The organism is Frondihabitans sp. PhB188, from assembly GCF_003752365.1.
Taxonomy (GTDB): Bacteria; Actinomycetota; Actinomycetes; order Actinomycetales; family Microbacteriaceae; genus Frondihabitans.
In genome coordinates, this window is the sequence record NZ_RJUO01000002.1 from 606,431 (window position 1) to 620,366 (window position 13,936).

A 13,936-nucleotide genomic window follows, 5' to 3' on the forward strand; every position below is an offset into this window, starting at 1 on the left:
CACACTGCGCATACAACCCTCGCGCGGTATGCCCGAAAGGACCCCGTGGAGTCTCCCAACTGGCCTGAGGCATCCGTCCTCGCCTACCCGATGCACGGCACCACGAAGCTCCTCACCGAGGGCTATCGCACCCGCGACGGCCACTTCATCGAGTGGCTCGGCGCGACGACCCGCGAGGGCGTGGCCGTCGTCTCGCGCCCCGAGCCCCAGGTGCTCCGCGCGCGCGACCGGATCCGTCCGAAGCGCACCCGGGGCCTCGCCGCCGGCACGAGCCCCGTCGAGACCGGCACCTGGCGCCTCCCCCACCCTCGGCGCCGCCGGCGCTGGTGGGTCGACTCGGCCGATCGCTACCCGCGTATCCCCTCCGCTCACGCCGAGACGCCAGCCCTGGTCTGGAACCCGTTCGTGGCCACGGCCCCCGAGCACTCCAACCCGTTCGCGTCCGGTCGCCCCACCGTTCTCGACCTCCTCGACGACTGGAGCATCCACCACGCCTTCGAGTCGATCCGCGACGAGGTCGAGGAGGCGTACGCGGCCGCTTTCGCCGCAGCCACCCACGTGACGGCCAACGGGGCCGGCACGGAGCAGCTCGCCCGACGGTTCGGGCGCGACGACGTGATCCTCGTGCCCAACGGCTGCGATCCGGAGCGCTTCTCCGCGACCTCAGCCGCGACCGGCGCGCTCACGGTCGGCTACGTCGGCAAGATCGGCCGCCGCCTCGACCTCGACGGCATCGTCCGCACGGTCGCCGCCCTGCCCGAGGTCGACTTCGTCTTCGCCGGTCCGATCCTCGACGCCGAGTTCCGCCCCGCCCTGGCGGCTCTGCCCAACGTCGAGCTGCTCGGCGACGTCCACTACGACGACGTCCCCGCGCTCCTGACCCGCTTCGACCTCGGGTGGATCCCGCACCGCGTCGGCGACGGCGAGGTCGGCGGCGACGTCATCAAGACGTACGAGTACCGAGCAGCCGGCCTCCCCGTCTTGAGCACGCCGTTCTGCAGCGTCACCGATCGCGGTCTCGACGAGGTCCTCGCCTGCGACCTCTCGGTGCACGAGCACGTCATCGCCGCCCACGCCTCGGCCGGCGACCGAATCGCGCGTCGACCATCGCCGCTCCCGGCCGAGGCCACGTGGCGGGTCAAGAACGACCTCCTGCTGTCGCTGCTCGGGGCGGAGGTCGCGGCGTGAGGGTCTGCCTCCTCGCCCTTCCCCTGATGGCTCGGAGCGGCGTCTACCGCTCGACGCTCGACCTCGTGACGTCCGCCCGCGCTGCCGGCCTCGACTGGACCGCCCTCGTCGGCGTCCGTCCCGGAGCCCCCGGCCAGGTCGCGCCCACCCCCGGCGTGACCGAGGTGCCGATGCTCGAGCACGGGCGGCGGCTCCTCCCCGAGATCCGCCAGGCGATCACGTCCTGCGCCGAGGCGACGCGGGCCGACGTCGTCATCACCTTGATCTCGCAGTCCGATATGGCCGTCGCCCGCGGCATCCCCGCTCTCGGCGGCGCCGCACATGTCGCCTGGGTCCGCGGCCTGCCGTGGCCCGAGCGCGGCGAGCAGAACGCTCTGCGAAGCCGGGCCCTCGAGCTGCTCGAGGCCCGAGCCCTCCGCGCGGCCGACGACGTCTGGGCCACCACCCCGCTTCTCGCCGGTCAGGTCGCGCGCGCCCGCACGGCGCACGTGGTGCCGGCCGGAATCGCACCCGTCGAGCGCCGCTCGTTCGGCGACACCGCCCATGCGCCCATGGTCTGGGCGGCGCGGCTCACCAGCGACAAGCGCCCCGGCGACTTCGCCTCGCTCGTGCGCCGGACGGGCATCCCCGGGCGCCTGCACGGGGCCGGCCCGCTCGAAGCGCAGCTTCGCGCGACGGCACCCGCGGGGCTCGACTGGGGCGGCTGGCGCCCCGCGGCCGACCTCTGGCGCGACGCGTCGATGTTCGTATCCACGGCCCAGCGCGAGGCGTACGGCAGGAGCGCCGTCGAGGCGGCCTGGAGCGGCCTCCCGGTCGTCCTCAGCGACCAGGTCGGCGTCGCACCCTTCCTCTACACCGACCCCGCGCTCGCCCGCCGCTTCGTCCTACCCCTGGACGACACACCTCGGTGGGACGCGGCCGTGCGCGACCTCGTCGCCGACCCGATCCTGCGGCGCCGAGTCTCCGACCACGTCCACGCGAACGCCTCCACCATGAGCATCGACGCATCGGTTCATGCCGCAGCCGTCCGGCTGAACTCGATCCTCGCCTAGCCCTGTCGTATGCAAATCCAACATGTTACGCTGATGACTGCACACCGCGCTTCTTCCTGCGACTCAACCCGTCCGGTCGAGGCGATCCAGCCCGAACCACTCGACTGACCGCAGGGACCCCATGGAACTCACCGAATTCATCCGGCTGCTCCGCCGCAGCTGGATGCTGATCCTCACCGCCACGCTGCTCGGACTCCTCAGCGGCAGCCTCCTCTCGCTCCTCGCGACGAAGACGTACGAGTCGACGACCACGCTCTACGTGTCGGTGCAGACGCCCGGCGACAACAGCGCCGTCGACCTCTCTCAGGGCAGCACGGCGGCTCAGGCCAAGGTCCGGTCGTACGTGCAGGTCGTCACAAGCTCCGACGTGCTCGACCCGGTCGTGAAAGAGCTCGGCCTCGCCGAGTCCGGCATGCAGCTTGCGAGTCGCGTCTCGGCCCAGTCGAAGCCCAACACGGTGAACATCGACATCACGGTCAGCGACACCGATCCGGGGCGCGCCGCTTCCACCGCCGACGCGATCGCCAAGAGCTTCAGCACCGTCGTCTCCAAGAAGCTAGAGGCGCCTGCCGTCGGGTCGACCTCGCCGGTCAGCATCGCCACGTTCCAGAAAGCCGTCGCACCGACGTCGCCCGCGTCGCCCAACGTCCCGGTCAACATTGCCCTCGGCTTCGTCGTCGGCCTCCTCGCCGGGCTTGCGGGTGCTCTCCTCCGCAACACGCTCGACACCCGCATCCACGGTGCGCCCGACGTTGCGAGCATCACCGACACCCCCGTCATCGGCGGAATCGGCTTCGACCCCGAGGCGGCGAAGCACCCGCTCATCGTGCACGTCGACCCGCGCAGCCCTCGCGCCGAGTCGTTCCGCGCGCTCCGCACGAACCTCAACTTCATCGATCCGGGCGTCACCCGTCGCAGCTATGTCGTGACCAGCGCGATGCCCGCCGAGGGCAAGTCGACGACCACCGCGAACCTCGCGATCGCCCTGGCCGAGAGCGGAGCTTCGGTCGTCCTCGTCGACGCCGACCTCCGCCGCCCTCGCACCGCCGAGATCATGGGCATCGAGGGCGCCGTCGGCCTGACCGACGTTCTGATCGGCCAGATCGAGATGGACGACGCCCTCCAGCCCTGGGGCTCACGCGGCAATCTCGCTGTACTGCCGGCCGGGCGCGTGCCACCGAACCCCAGCGAGCTGCTCGGCTCGATGGGGATGAGCGCCGCCCTCGAGCAACTGTCCGAGAGGTACGACTTCGTGCTCATCGACGCCCCGCCGCTCCTTCCGGTCACCGACGCAGCAGTCCTCAGCAAGATCGTCACCGGCACGCTCCTGATCGTCTCGGCAGCCAGCTCGAAACGCGGCCAGCTCCGGGAGGCCATGACGCTGCTCCAGAACATCGGCAGCCGCACGCTGGGCGTGGTCATGACCAAGCTGCCCACCAAGGGCCCCAACGGCTACGGGTACGGCGGCTACTCCGAGTACTACGGCCGGGCCCCGGAGAAGACCATCCCGGCCGGCGGAATGAGCCGAAAGGCCCTGCGGCAGGTCCGCCAGTGACCGCCGCCCCGTTCCGGATCCTGACCGTCTGCACCGGCAACATCTGCCGGTCGCCCTACGCCGAGCACGCCCTCCGCCGCGCAATGCGCGACCAGCCCGAGATCGAGGTGGTCAGCGCCGGAACCGGAGCCGTCATCGGCGCCCCCGCCACACCCGAGACCGAGGCGGCCGCCACTCGCTCCGGGTTCACCACCGAGGGCCACGAGGCGAGGCAGCTCGATCGAGCGATCGCCAGCGATGCCGACCTGATTCTCGCGCTCACTCGCGACCACCGCCGCGACACTGTGCTGACCTGGCCTCGCGCGAACCGCATCGCGTTCACCCTGACGGAGTTCGCCCGCCTGGCCGACTCGCTCGACGACGCCGACCTCGCCGACGGGCTGGCGGGGGTCGACGGGCCGCAGCGGGCCCCGGCGGTGGCGCTCCTGTCTCGGCGTCGGGGGCTCGTTCCTGCGCCGTCTCCCTCAGACGACGACATCGACGACCCCTACCTGCAGGGCGACGCCGTGTACGAGGCCATGCGCCTGCGCGTCGATGCCGCGACCGCCAGCGTCGCGCGGCTCATGGGCCGACTGCGAGGTTGAGTCCCGCTCGTCGGGCGGGCGCCGTCCCCTCGGGCCAGATCGGTTGCAGAGACAGGAGCTGCGCCCCGCAACCGAATGCGCCTACGAGCGCAGCAGGTCGCGCAGCTGAGCCTCGTAGCGGCCGTTGACTCCGGCCCAAGTGTACTCGGCGAGCGCCCTCTCGCGGGCCGCAGCGCTCAACGCCTGCTGGCGCTCGGGGTCGCCGAGCAGCGCGACGATCGCATCGCGGATGCCCCGCGGTGTCGGCTGGACGAAGACGCCGGAGTCGGCCAGCACTTCGCGGTTGTAGACCGTGTCGCGGGCCACTGTCGGCGCACCGCACATCATCGCCTGGACGAGAGCCGGGTTGGTGCCGCCGACACTGTGGCCGTGGAAGTAGGCGCCGGCGTGCTGCCAGAGCGCGAGCAGGCGACGGTCGTCGCTGACGTGGCCGAGCCACTGCACGCGCTCGTGCTTCGCGGCCAGGGCCGCCGCCTTATCGTCGAGCTCGCCGCCGTAGCCGCTGGATCCGACGATCACGACGTCGTGGTCGGCAGCGAGGAGGTCGACGGCCTCGAAGAACTCGCCGACGGTGTTCTCGGGGACGAAGCGCGCGACGACGAGCACGTACTGGCGCTCGGTCAGTCCGGGCTCGATCGACAGAGCGCCCGGGTCTTCGGCGCCGTACGGGATGAAAACGCCGTCGACGCCGTAGCTCTGGCGCCAGCGGCGGGCGATCTCGACGGCGTCGCAGACGAGGCGGTCGGCGAATCTCGCCGTGAACCAGGCGCCGCCCTTGAAGACGGTCTTGGCGAGCCGGCCCCACTTGGCGCGCTCCCACTCGATCCCGTCGACGTTGACGAGCGTGGGGATTCCGCGCAGCCGGAAGAGCGGCAGCCAGAAGCCGTTCGCGACGTTCATGATCAACGCGGCGTCGGGCTTGTGGAGCATCGCGTGAACGGCCGAGGTGAAGCCGTACGTCAGCGTCGAGAGAGACTTCGTCTCGGAACCGCGGGTCACGACCGTGCGGACCCGGTCGTCACGACCCGGGTCGTCGTCGCGCGTGGAGCCGGGGCGGCCGTAGACGACGACATCCCAGCCCGCGTCGACGAGAGCGGGGGCGAGGCTGCGCACGGCAGTCTCGAATCCGCCGTAGTAGCTGGGGTAGCCGCGGGTGCCGACTATCGCTGCCGTCGGCGTCGGGGCGGTCGTCGTCGAGGGGTTTCGGCTCATAGGCGGGTCGACTCCAGTCGGTTCTTCGAGGCCGAGGTGAGCCCGGCCGCCTTCGTGGTGCTCCGGGACGGAGCGGGTTCGCCATCGTGTCGAGGCAGGCAGATCGCCACGGCCATCAGTGCCGCCATCGAGCTCCACGCGAGGTAGTCGAAGGAGAACAACATCGTAGCCAGCGCGAGGATCAGGACGCGACCGGGCCGCGCGGCGGACGCGAAACCGGTCAGGAACGCTGCGATCAAGAGGCCCGCGCCGAGGACGCCGGTCGTAGCCAGGCTCGTCACGAGCTGGTTGTCGACGTTCTGGAACCCCGTCTGCGGCAGAAGTCCGTTCGCATACAGTCCAGGCTCGCTTCCGGCGCCGTTGCCCAGAAGGACGTGCGCGAAGTCCTGGCCGAGGAGGCGCGGCACGGACTCGAGGGCGCCGGCGCGGTTCTCGTACGACCCCGACGACAGGAGCGTCGACACGGCATCGGCGATCACGGGCAGGAAGACGGCAGCCCCGACCAGGCCGCCGAGCGCCACCACAGTCACCCGGAGCACCCGAGTCGACGCCTCAGACGACAGCACCAGGTAGGCGCCGCCGAGTGCCAGGGCGACGATGGCGCTCCGCGTCCCGGACAGCACCAGGCCGAGGCCGATCAGCGCGACTGCCGCGACACGGAGGAGAGACGCGTGCGCCGCCCACCGGACGCCGAGGGCGAGAGCGCCGACGAGCAGCACCACGGCATACGGGATCGGGTGCTCTGTCGTGCCCTGCACGCGCAGGGACGAACCGCCGAGAAGCTTGTTGGTGTCGTCGAAGAATGAGCCGTCTTCCGCGACGCGACGGCCCCACGGGATCGGCTCGCCGGTGACGAAGAACTCGATGGCGCCCAGCACGGCCTCGATCACCGCGAGCAGGCTCAGCCCGTCGAGCAAGACGGCGAGACCGCGGCGCTCCAGCCGGCCCGCTGCGAAGGCGAAGGCGATGGACACGACGCTGATCCGGACCACGAGATTCTGCGCCTCGGGGTTCATGGCCAGGGTCGTGACGACCATGACGGTGAAGAACGCGGCGAGGACGCCGAACGGAGCCCGACGGGAGTGCAGGGGTCGAGGCGACAGCAGCGCGGCGATCAGGACTGCGACCGTCGCGACGACCAGCGTGCCGTCGCGAATCGTCTCCGGGACGTTCCGCGAGGTGGCGCCGAAGAGGAGACCCACGCCGAGCGCCAGCGTGACGCCGAGCCGGGCGTCACGCGGCACGATCGTCGTGAGGGCGAGGCCGGCGAGGAGTGCGGCGAGCCCCAGCGCGGCGACGAGGAGCATCGTCATGCCGCCACCGCCCGCGCGTCGACCCGCGCCCGGAGCGCGAGGGCCTGGACGACGACGCCGGCCGTCTCCGCGACGACGAGCCCGGCGAGCGCGCCGGCCACTCCAGCCGACACGGCCCCGACCGGCACTCCGACGACCGCGACCGCAGCCGCCGCCACGGAGGCCCACGTGGTCGTCCCGGCACGGTCGTCGGCCACCAGGGCCAGGCCCAGCCCGCGCGACAGCGAGATGACGGCGACGAGCACGCCGCCCCAGATCGCGGCGGCGGCCGAGAAGGTGACGACGCCGCTGAAGAGCCACGGGCTCAGCCACGGCATGGCGACGGCGAACACCAGCCCGGCCACGAGTCCGAGCGCGGCGTTGAGCCCGATCGACAGGCGGGCGCGCCGCACGCGATGGTGCCTCTCGGGGTGGCCGACCCACGCCTGCATGCGGTTCGGGACAGCTGCGAGCACGACGAGCCCCATGCGCAGGGGCCGGTCGACGGCGCCGTATGCAGCGACGGCGGAGGGCGCTGCGAGCCCGACGAGCACGATGGGCAGCGACTTGTAGACAGTGGTGATCCCGCGACCGGCGAGCAGCACGCCCTGCTCCCGCAGGGTCTGGGGCACCGCAGCCCACGCCGGCCGTGACGGGGCTGCGGGCAGTCGACCGAGCCACACCGCCAGCGCCCAGCACGCCAGCACCCCGGCGAGCAGAGCGCCTCCGTAGACCTCGAGGGGTGCGCCGTCGGCGATGGCGAACGCGGCGAACAGCGTCAGCGCCACGCGCGGCACCGTCTCGCACACCACGATCAGGACAGGCTGGCCGGTGCCGATGAAGTACCAGGTCGGGTTGAGGGAGGCGGCGACCACGGCGAATGCGAGCAGAGCTGCCGCCGGCCGATGGGAGTCGACGAGCGAGGCCGTGACGACCGAGGCCACCGGACCCAGCACGGCGACCGCGGCGAGCCTCGACGCGAAGGCTGCGTCGTAGAGGCCCAGCGCGCCAGCTCGATCACGGGCCACCCGCTGCGGACCGACGATGGTCCAGCCGAGCTCGGCGACGACCGACAGCGCCACTCCGACGGCGAGCGCCACCGCGACGCTCGCCCAGCCGTCGGCACCCGCGGTGGAGGTGACTGCGGGGATCACGGCGAGCGGGGTCAGGCCGCCCAGGAGGGGCGCGAGCACGTAGAGGGCGATGTCGCGGAGCTGGCGGCGGGTCACCGGCGCACCTCGCTCACCCAGTCGCCGAGGGGTGCGAAGCGGGCCCAGACGTGCTCCTCGACGAGCACGCTGGCGCGAGGTGCGACGGGCGACGGGCTGAGCGGGACTCGGGAGAGAGCCTCCGCGAGCGCCTGGGCCGAGCCCGGCTCGGTCTCGACGAGCAGCTCGCGCACCGCGGGCGGCACATCGGCGAGCGCCTCTCCGGCCTGCGTGACGACAGTGCGACCGCAGGCGAGCCCCTGCCAGACCTTGTTGGCCACGACCGAGCGGGCCTTGTCGGAGTCTCCGAAGACGCCCAGCACCACGGTCGCGTCGGCGATACGGTCGGCGAGCTCCGCCTCGGGCACGGGGTCGCAGAACGTCGCGCGGGGCGACCAGGCGCTCGCGGCGACCCGGTCCTCGAAAGCCTCGCGTCGTGCCCCGCTGCCGAGGAAGGTCACCTCGAAGTCGCGTCGGCCGTGCAGCTCGTCGAGGGCCTCCGCGACCAGGTCGAGCCCGTGGAGCGGGATGTAGTTGCCGTAGTAGAGGATGCGGAGGCGGGAGGTCGGCGACGGCGGGCGGTGGACGGCCCAGGCGGGGGCGCCGACGGGGAGGGGGAGGACGCGGATGTGCGCGCTCCTGCGGGACACAGCCCTGCGGAACACAGCCCTGCGCGGTACAACCCCGCGCCGTTGCGACGCCCGGACCTCGGTGTCGATGAGGAAGAGGTCGGCCGCCGCAAGGGCCCGTCGATCGGCAGCCGCGAGACGGCGGGCACGCCGGGACTCTGGGCGGACGGAGCCCCAATCGCCGACTGCCGTCTCGTGCAGGCCGACGAATCCGTCGACGATAATGCGCGCCCGGCGGAGGCGCGCGACGACACGGACAAGTGGGGCGTGGGTGAGCCGGAACTCGGACAGGAGGATGATCGCCGCACCGTTCGAGCCTTGCCACAGGCCAGTCAGGTCGGCCAGGGCCCGCCGGACCCGGCCGCCCGACCTCGCTCGCTCGACCACCCGGACCTCGACGCCGTCCAGGGACTCCAGGTAGCGACGAATTCGTGAATTGCGCGGGTACGCACGATCGTGGACGCCGTACTGGAGCACTCGAAGCGGCGAACTCACCGGTTGATCTCGCATTCTCGACCGGTCGGGCTCGGTCGTTCGGTTGGCGACCCTGCGTCGCTTCACCAAATCTAATGCAAAATATCACATCCGGCAAGGGTGGTTCAGGTGCTATTGGAGGTGCGCGAGCGCCTCGGGGTCGGAGTCGTTCAGGAACGTCGTCAGACGAGTGACCTCCTCGGTCTCGCCGATGGCCGTGGCGCCGCGACGCAGTGCGAACAGCGACCGGAGGACACCGCGATTCGGCTCGTGCGCCCACGGCACAGGGCCCTGGCCGCGCCAGCCGGCCTTGCGGAGCGAGTCGAGTCCGCGGTGATAGCCGACGCGCGCATAGGCGTACGCCTCGAGGTCACGCCCGCCGGCCGCTGCCGCCTCGTCGGAGAGGAGAGCCCAGGCGAGCGACGACGACGGATGCGCGGTCACGATCTCGACCAGTGGCGTGCCGGCCTCGAGCGCGGCGAGCACGTCGGGTTCAGCGGGGAGGAGCGTCTCGGGAATGCCGAGCAGGTTCGTGGAGGACATGAGGCAACGCTAGCGGCGGCGGCTGTCAGAACTTCACGTGCTGCAGTACCCAGGCGTGCATGACGACCGCGGCGGCGGCCGAAGCGTTGATGCTCCGAGTCGAGCCGAACTGGACGATCTCGAGCACGGCGTCGGAGGCCGCGATCGCCTCGGGCGACAGGCCCGGCCCCTCCTGACCGAACAGCAGCACGCACTCCGCCGGGAGGTCGTACGTCTCGATCGGCACAGAGCCGTCGACGTTGTCGATGGCGAGCACGGGGATGCCGCGCTCCCTCGTCCAGGCGATGAAGGTCTCGACGTCCGGGTGGTTCACGACGTGCTGATACCGGTCGGTCACCATCGCGCCGCGCTTGTTCCAGCGGCGGCGGCCGATGATGTGGACGGTGTCGGCCGCGAAGGCGTTGGCGCTGCGCACGATCGAGCCGATGTTGAGGTCGTGCTGCCAGTTCTCGATCGCCACGTGGAACGGGTGCCGATGGGCGTCGATGTCAGCGACGATCGCCTCCATCGACCAGTACCGGTAGCGGTCGATGACGTTGCGCGTGTCGCCCTCGTCGAGCAGCTTCGGGTCGAAGCGCGGATCGTCGGGGCGCTCGCCCGCCCACGGACCGACACCGTGCGTCGTCTGCTCGGGGCTGGTGGTCCGCTCCGGGCTGGTCGTTCTCTCGGGACTGGTCGTTCTCTCCGGGCTGGCCTCGGGCTGTTCGGTCACGGCCTCAGTCTCGCAGTAACCACCTCCCGCTACTCTTCGACTATGCCTTCAGCCACAGCCTCCGCGACGCGCGACGAGATCGAATGCTGGCTCACCGACATGGACGGCGTCCTCGTCCACGAGAACCAGGCGCTGCCCGGCGCCGCCGACCTGATCCGGCAGTGGCAGAACGCGGGCACGCCGTACCTCGTCCTGACCAACAACTCGATCTTCACGCCCCGCGACCTCTCGGCCCGCCTCCGGGCGTCCGGCCTCGAAGTGCCCGAAGACCGCATCTGGACCTCGGCTCTCGCCACCGCCGACTTCTGCCGCTCGCAGATGCCGGGCGGCTCGGCCTTCGTCATCGGCGAAGCCGGCATGACCACGGCCCTCCACGAGGCCGGCTTCATCATGACCGAGACCGCGCCCGACTACGTCGTCGTCGGCGAGACGCGCAACTACTCGTTCGAGGCGATCACGAAGGCGGCCCGTCTCATCATGGGCGGCGCGCGTTTCATCGTCACGAATCCCGACGCCACCGGCCCCAGCGCCGAGGGCATCCTGCCTGCGACCGGCGCCATCGCGGCCATGATCACGAAGGTCACGGGCAAGGAGCCCTACGTCGTCGGCAAGCCGAACCCGATGATGTTCCGATCGGCGATGAACAGGATCGGCGCCCACTCCGAGAACACGGCCATGATCGGCGACCGCATGGACACCGACATCATCGCCGGCATCGAGGCGGGCCTTCACACCATCCTCGTGATGACCGGGATCAGCGACCAGGCCGAGATCGACCGCTACCCGTTCCGTCCGACCGAGATCCTGGCCGGGGTGCACGAGCTGGTCCGCACCGAGCCTGTCGCGTACGACCTCGGTGACGCCGACGGCAACCTCTGACGTTCTCACGAGCGCCCAGCGTCACTCCGCGGCCGCCGAGGGGTCGCTCGTTGCTGCCGCCGGTCGCCGCGGCGACAACGAGCGACTCCTCACCGGGGGGCGGTCTTGCTGCGCTAGGGCGCCAGGTCGCTCGCGATCGCCTGACCGCCAGCACGGCTGGCGAAGCAGTAGTAGTCGCGCGCGCCCGCGGCCCATTCGGCCGCTGTCGACGGGTAGCTGTCTGAGATCTGCAGGTCGGTGTAGGCCTGCGCCGCGCTGATGTTGATCGCGGTCGACTTCTGGCACGCGCCCGAGACCTGAGCCTGCAGCGCGTCCGAGCCCGGGTACGTCGAGCCGGCGGCTCCGTCGAGCTTGCCGGTCGACACGAGCTGGGCGACGTGCGACCCCCCGCAGTCGACGACGTCGTACGTCGTCTGCCACGCGTTGGTGAACGCCGAGAGGCACTCGCCCCCGGTGAGCTCGTTCCACGGGTGGGTGCCTGGCGCAGCCTGGCCAGCCGTCGCGGTCTTCGTCGGAGCCGGACTCGACGACGGACTCGGGCTCGTCTTCGTCGTGGCCGAGGGCGTCGACGTCGTCGACGCGACGGGAGCCGGCGCAGGAGCCGATGTCCCGCCGGTGGCGATCGTGCGACCGAAGAAGAAGAGCACGGCGAGCACGACCAGGAACGCCACGATGATCCCGACGAACAGCCACGGTCGTCGACTTCCGCCGCGGACCGGACTGCCGGGGTCGGCGTCGATGGGCGGAGCCATGCTGCTCGCCGCAGGAGACGCGTAGCCGCCCGGCGCAGCGCTGGCCCAGGCGGCGGGGACGTTCTTCGGGTCGATGGGCGTGACCACACGCCCGGTGGCCCCGCCGTACGACGGGGTCAGTCCGGGGACGACCGCGGTCGGAGCGGCGTCGGCCGACGCTGCGGTCGAGGACTCGCTGGAGGGACGATCGGCGACGGCCGGCAGCGCGATAGTCGCCGCGGATTCTGCGGGCTCAGCCTTGGTGGGCTCCAACTGGGCAGGCTCCGAGGCGGCGCTCTCCAACCCGGCAGGCTCCGAGACGGCAGATGGCAGGTCGGTCGAGCCCGGCGGCGTGTACGCGACCGTCGGAGTCTCCGCCCAGGAGCTACCCCCGGCAGACGCCTCGGGCTCAGCCGCGAACGGCGGCGTGTAGGCGACGGTCGGAGTCTCGGCGCCGGTCGGAGTCTGGGGGCCGGTCGGAGTCTGGGGGCCGGTCGGAGTCTGGGCGCCGGAGGCAGCTGCGACGAGCGGCTGGTCCTCCTCCAGCGCCGACGACTCGGGTGAGGCATCCTGCGACGATGCCGACTCCTCCGATGGCATGATCCAGGCCTGCGTCGCCGTGTCGTCAAAGCTCGCCTCGGGTCCCGGCGCGCTGTCCGGCTCGCCGAAGAGCGCGGCCATCGCGTCGACGTCGTCCGTCTCGTCGCCGTCGGAGCCGGCCGGCTCAGAGGCGGGCGCAGGAACGTCCGACTCCCCCGACGCGTACCCGTCGTCCGTGCCGGAGAGGTCCCACACCGGCGAGCCACCCGCGGGTGCGGGGTCGTCGTCGCTCAGCGACCAGACGACGGCGGGCGCGGCCTCGGCCGCGGCGTCGGCGGGCGCGCCGCTGAATGGAGGCGTCGCCTCGTCCCGCGCCCCCTGGGGGCCATCGTCGTCGCCGTCGTTGATGCTCCACGCCATCGTGGGCGTGGGATCGACCGTCCCGGCGGGGGTGTCGTCGACCTCGAGCGGAATCGCATCGGCGGCGCGCACGGCGTCGTGGTCGACCACCGGCCGGGCGGCGGCGACCTCGGTGTCGAGAGCGATCGGATCGACCGGCACCACGTCGTCGGGCACCTCGGGCGCCATCGGCACACCATGGACGTCTGACGCGTCGATGGAAGCGGTGGCCGGCGACGCGATGTCGGCCCAGTTGAAGCTGGTCGGCTCGGCGGTCGGCGGCACTGCATCGGCCGGAACGGCGATGAGCTCCGTGAACGAGGCGGCAGGCGCGACAGGCGCGGCGCTCGGCTCGGAGGCCGCAGCCACAGGAGCGATGGGTCCAGCCGGGGCGGCGACCGCACCGGGTGCGTCGGTCTCGACCGAAGCGTCAGTATCGACCGAAGCGTCAGTATCCATTGAAGCGTCAGTATCCACTGAAGCGTCAGGCACCGCCCCGAAGACAGCCCCGAATGCGGCCGTCGGCGTCTCGCCTGCACTGTCGTGGCGCGGCAGAGCGTCAGCGTCGAGGGCTGGCTGCTCGGCCGTCAGGCTCGACGGACTGGCGGCATCGGAGAGGGGCTCGTCGCCGGACTGACCGCGGAGGGTCGACAGGTCGAGGGCCATCGGATGCGGAGACGTGGGAGGCTCGGTCGAGGGGGCAGGAGCGTCGAGTCCCGGCGCATCCTCCGACGCCTCGCGCGGCGCTTCGGACGATGAGACGGCGGCCGCCGTGAACATCGGCTCTGCCACGAGAGGCGTCACGGGCGCCGGCCGAGGCTCCGCATCGGGCGCCGGCGCAGTCGGTGATGCCTCGGGCGCCGTCGCACTCGGTGATGCCCCGGGCTCGACCGGCGAGGGCACCGGCGAGGAACCCGCCGGTGCCGAGGGCGAACCGG

General features: G+C 71.6%; 12 protein-coding genes. 5 read left to right on the forward strand and 7 right to left on the reverse strand.

The genetic code is table 11. The features are described from left to right. Nucleotides 1-45: 45 nt before the first annotated feature. From EDF46_RS07725 to EDF46_RS07740, 4 genes are all read left to right on the forward strand, one after another. On the forward strand, nt 46-1,188 hold the full coding sequence (locus tag EDF46_RS07725) for a glycosyltransferase (protein WP_199738229.1): 1,143 nt from the start codon (nt 46-48) through the stop codon (nt 1,186-1,188). Then, the gene (locus EDF46_RS07730) at nt 1,185-2,240 is read left to right on the forward strand and encodes a glycosyltransferase family 4 protein (protein WP_123505682.1); all 1,056 of its coding nucleotides are present in this window, start codon (nt 1,185-1,187) and stop codon (nt 2,238-2,240) included. The genes EDF46_RS07725 and EDF46_RS07730 overlap by 4 nt, the downstream gene beginning before the upstream one ends. Nucleotides 2,241-2,361: 121 nt before the next feature. Next, the gene (locus EDF46_RS07735; protein WP_123505683.1) at nt 2,362-3,795 is read left to right on the forward strand and encodes a polysaccharide biosynthesis tyrosine autokinase; all 1,434 of its coding nucleotides are present in this window, start codon (nt 2,362-2,364) and stop codon (nt 3,793-3,795) included. After that, nucleotides 3,792-4,379 (forward strand): low molecular weight phosphatase family protein, encoded by a 588-nt coding sequence (locus tag EDF46_RS07740; RefSeq protein WP_123505684.1) that lies wholly within the window; start codon nt 3,792-3,794, stop codon nt 4,377-4,379. Before EDF46_RS07735 ends, EDF46_RS07740 begins: the two co-directional genes overlap by 4 nt. A gap of 81 nt (nt 4,380-4,460) precedes the next feature. On the opposite strand, the gene EDF46_RS07745 is transcribed toward EDF46_RS07740, so the two are convergent. The 6 genes from EDF46_RS07745 to EDF46_RS07770 all read right to left on the reverse strand — a co-directional run bounded on the left by EDF46_RS07745 (nt 4,461) and on the right by EDF46_RS07770 (nt 10,449). Further along, nucleotides 4,461-5,591: a glycosyltransferase gene (locus tag EDF46_RS07745; RefSeq protein ID WP_123505685.1), complete on the reverse strand. Its 1,131-nt coding sequence runs from the start codon at nt 5,589-5,591 to the stop codon at nt 4,461-4,463. Next, entirely contained in the window at nt 5,588-6,904 is a 1,317-nt protein-coding gene (locus EDF46_RS07750; protein ID WP_123505686.1) for an O-antigen ligase, read from the reverse strand. The genes EDF46_RS07745 and EDF46_RS07750 overlap by 4 nt, the downstream gene beginning before the upstream one ends. Next, entirely contained in the window at nt 6,901-8,112 is a 1,212-nt protein-coding gene (locus tag EDF46_RS07755; protein ID WP_123505687.1) for a hypothetical protein, read from the reverse strand. Before EDF46_RS07755 ends, EDF46_RS07750 begins: the two co-directional genes overlap by 4 nt. Then, nucleotides 8,109-9,215 (reverse strand): glycosyltransferase, encoded by a 1,107-nt coding sequence (locus tag EDF46_RS07760; RefSeq protein ID WP_158614187.1) that lies wholly within the window; start codon nt 9,213-9,215, stop codon nt 8,109-8,111. The genes EDF46_RS07755 and EDF46_RS07760 overlap by 4 nt, the downstream gene beginning before the upstream one ends. A 111-nt stretch (nt 9,216-9,326) precedes the next feature. Further along, entirely contained in the window at nt 9,327-9,737 is a 411-nt protein-coding gene (locus tag EDF46_RS07765; RefSeq protein ID WP_123505689.1) for a DUF3151 domain-containing protein, read from the reverse strand. Nucleotides 9,738-9,762: 25 nt separating this feature from the next. Further along, nucleotides 9,763-10,449: an RNA methyltransferase gene (locus EDF46_RS07770; protein WP_123505690.1), complete on the reverse strand. Its 687-nt coding sequence runs from the start codon at nt 10,447-10,449 to the stop codon at nt 9,763-9,765. Between the two features lie 42 nt (nt 10,450-10,491). Between EDF46_RS07770 and EDF46_RS07775 the strand changes: the two genes are divergently transcribed. Next, on the forward strand, nt 10,492-11,328 hold the full coding sequence (locus EDF46_RS07775; protein ID WP_123505691.1) for an HAD-IIA family hydrolase: 837 nt from the start codon (nt 10,492-10,494) through the stop codon (nt 11,326-11,328). Between the two features lie 113 nt (nt 11,329-11,441). Here EDF46_RS07775 and EDF46_RS07780 read toward each other — a convergent pair whose 3' ends face one another. Beyond that, nucleotides 11,442-13,790, reverse strand: coding sequence for a septum formation family protein (locus tag EDF46_RS07780; RefSeq protein ID WP_158614188.1), 2,349 nt, complete (start codon nt 13,788-13,790; stop codon nt 11,442-11,444). Nucleotides 13,791-13,936: the final 146 nt, after the last annotated feature.

What these genes read in the sequence shown, in the direction of transcription:
- EDF46_RS07735 (WP_123505683.1), top strand. Translation starts at nt 2,362, where the DNA reads ATGGAACTCACCGAATTCATCCGGCTGCTCCGCCGCAGCTGGATGCTG.
- EDF46_RS07745 (WP_123505685.1), bottom strand. Translation starts at nt 5,591, where the DNA reads ATGAGCCGAAACCCCTCGACGACGACCGCCCCGACGCCGACGGCAGCG.
- EDF46_RS07750 (WP_123505686.1), bottom strand. Translation starts at nt 6,904, where the DNA reads ATGACGATGCTCCTCGTCGCCGCGCTGGGGCTCGCCGCACTCCTCGCC.
- EDF46_RS07765 (WP_123505689.1), bottom strand. Translation starts at nt 9,737, where the DNA reads ATGTCCTCCACGAACCTGCTCGGCATTCCCGAGACGCTCCTCCCCGCT.
- EDF46_RS07775 (WP_123505691.1), top strand. Translation starts at nt 10,492, where the DNA reads ATGCCTTCAGCCACAGCCTCCGCGACGCGCGACGAGATCGAATGCTGG.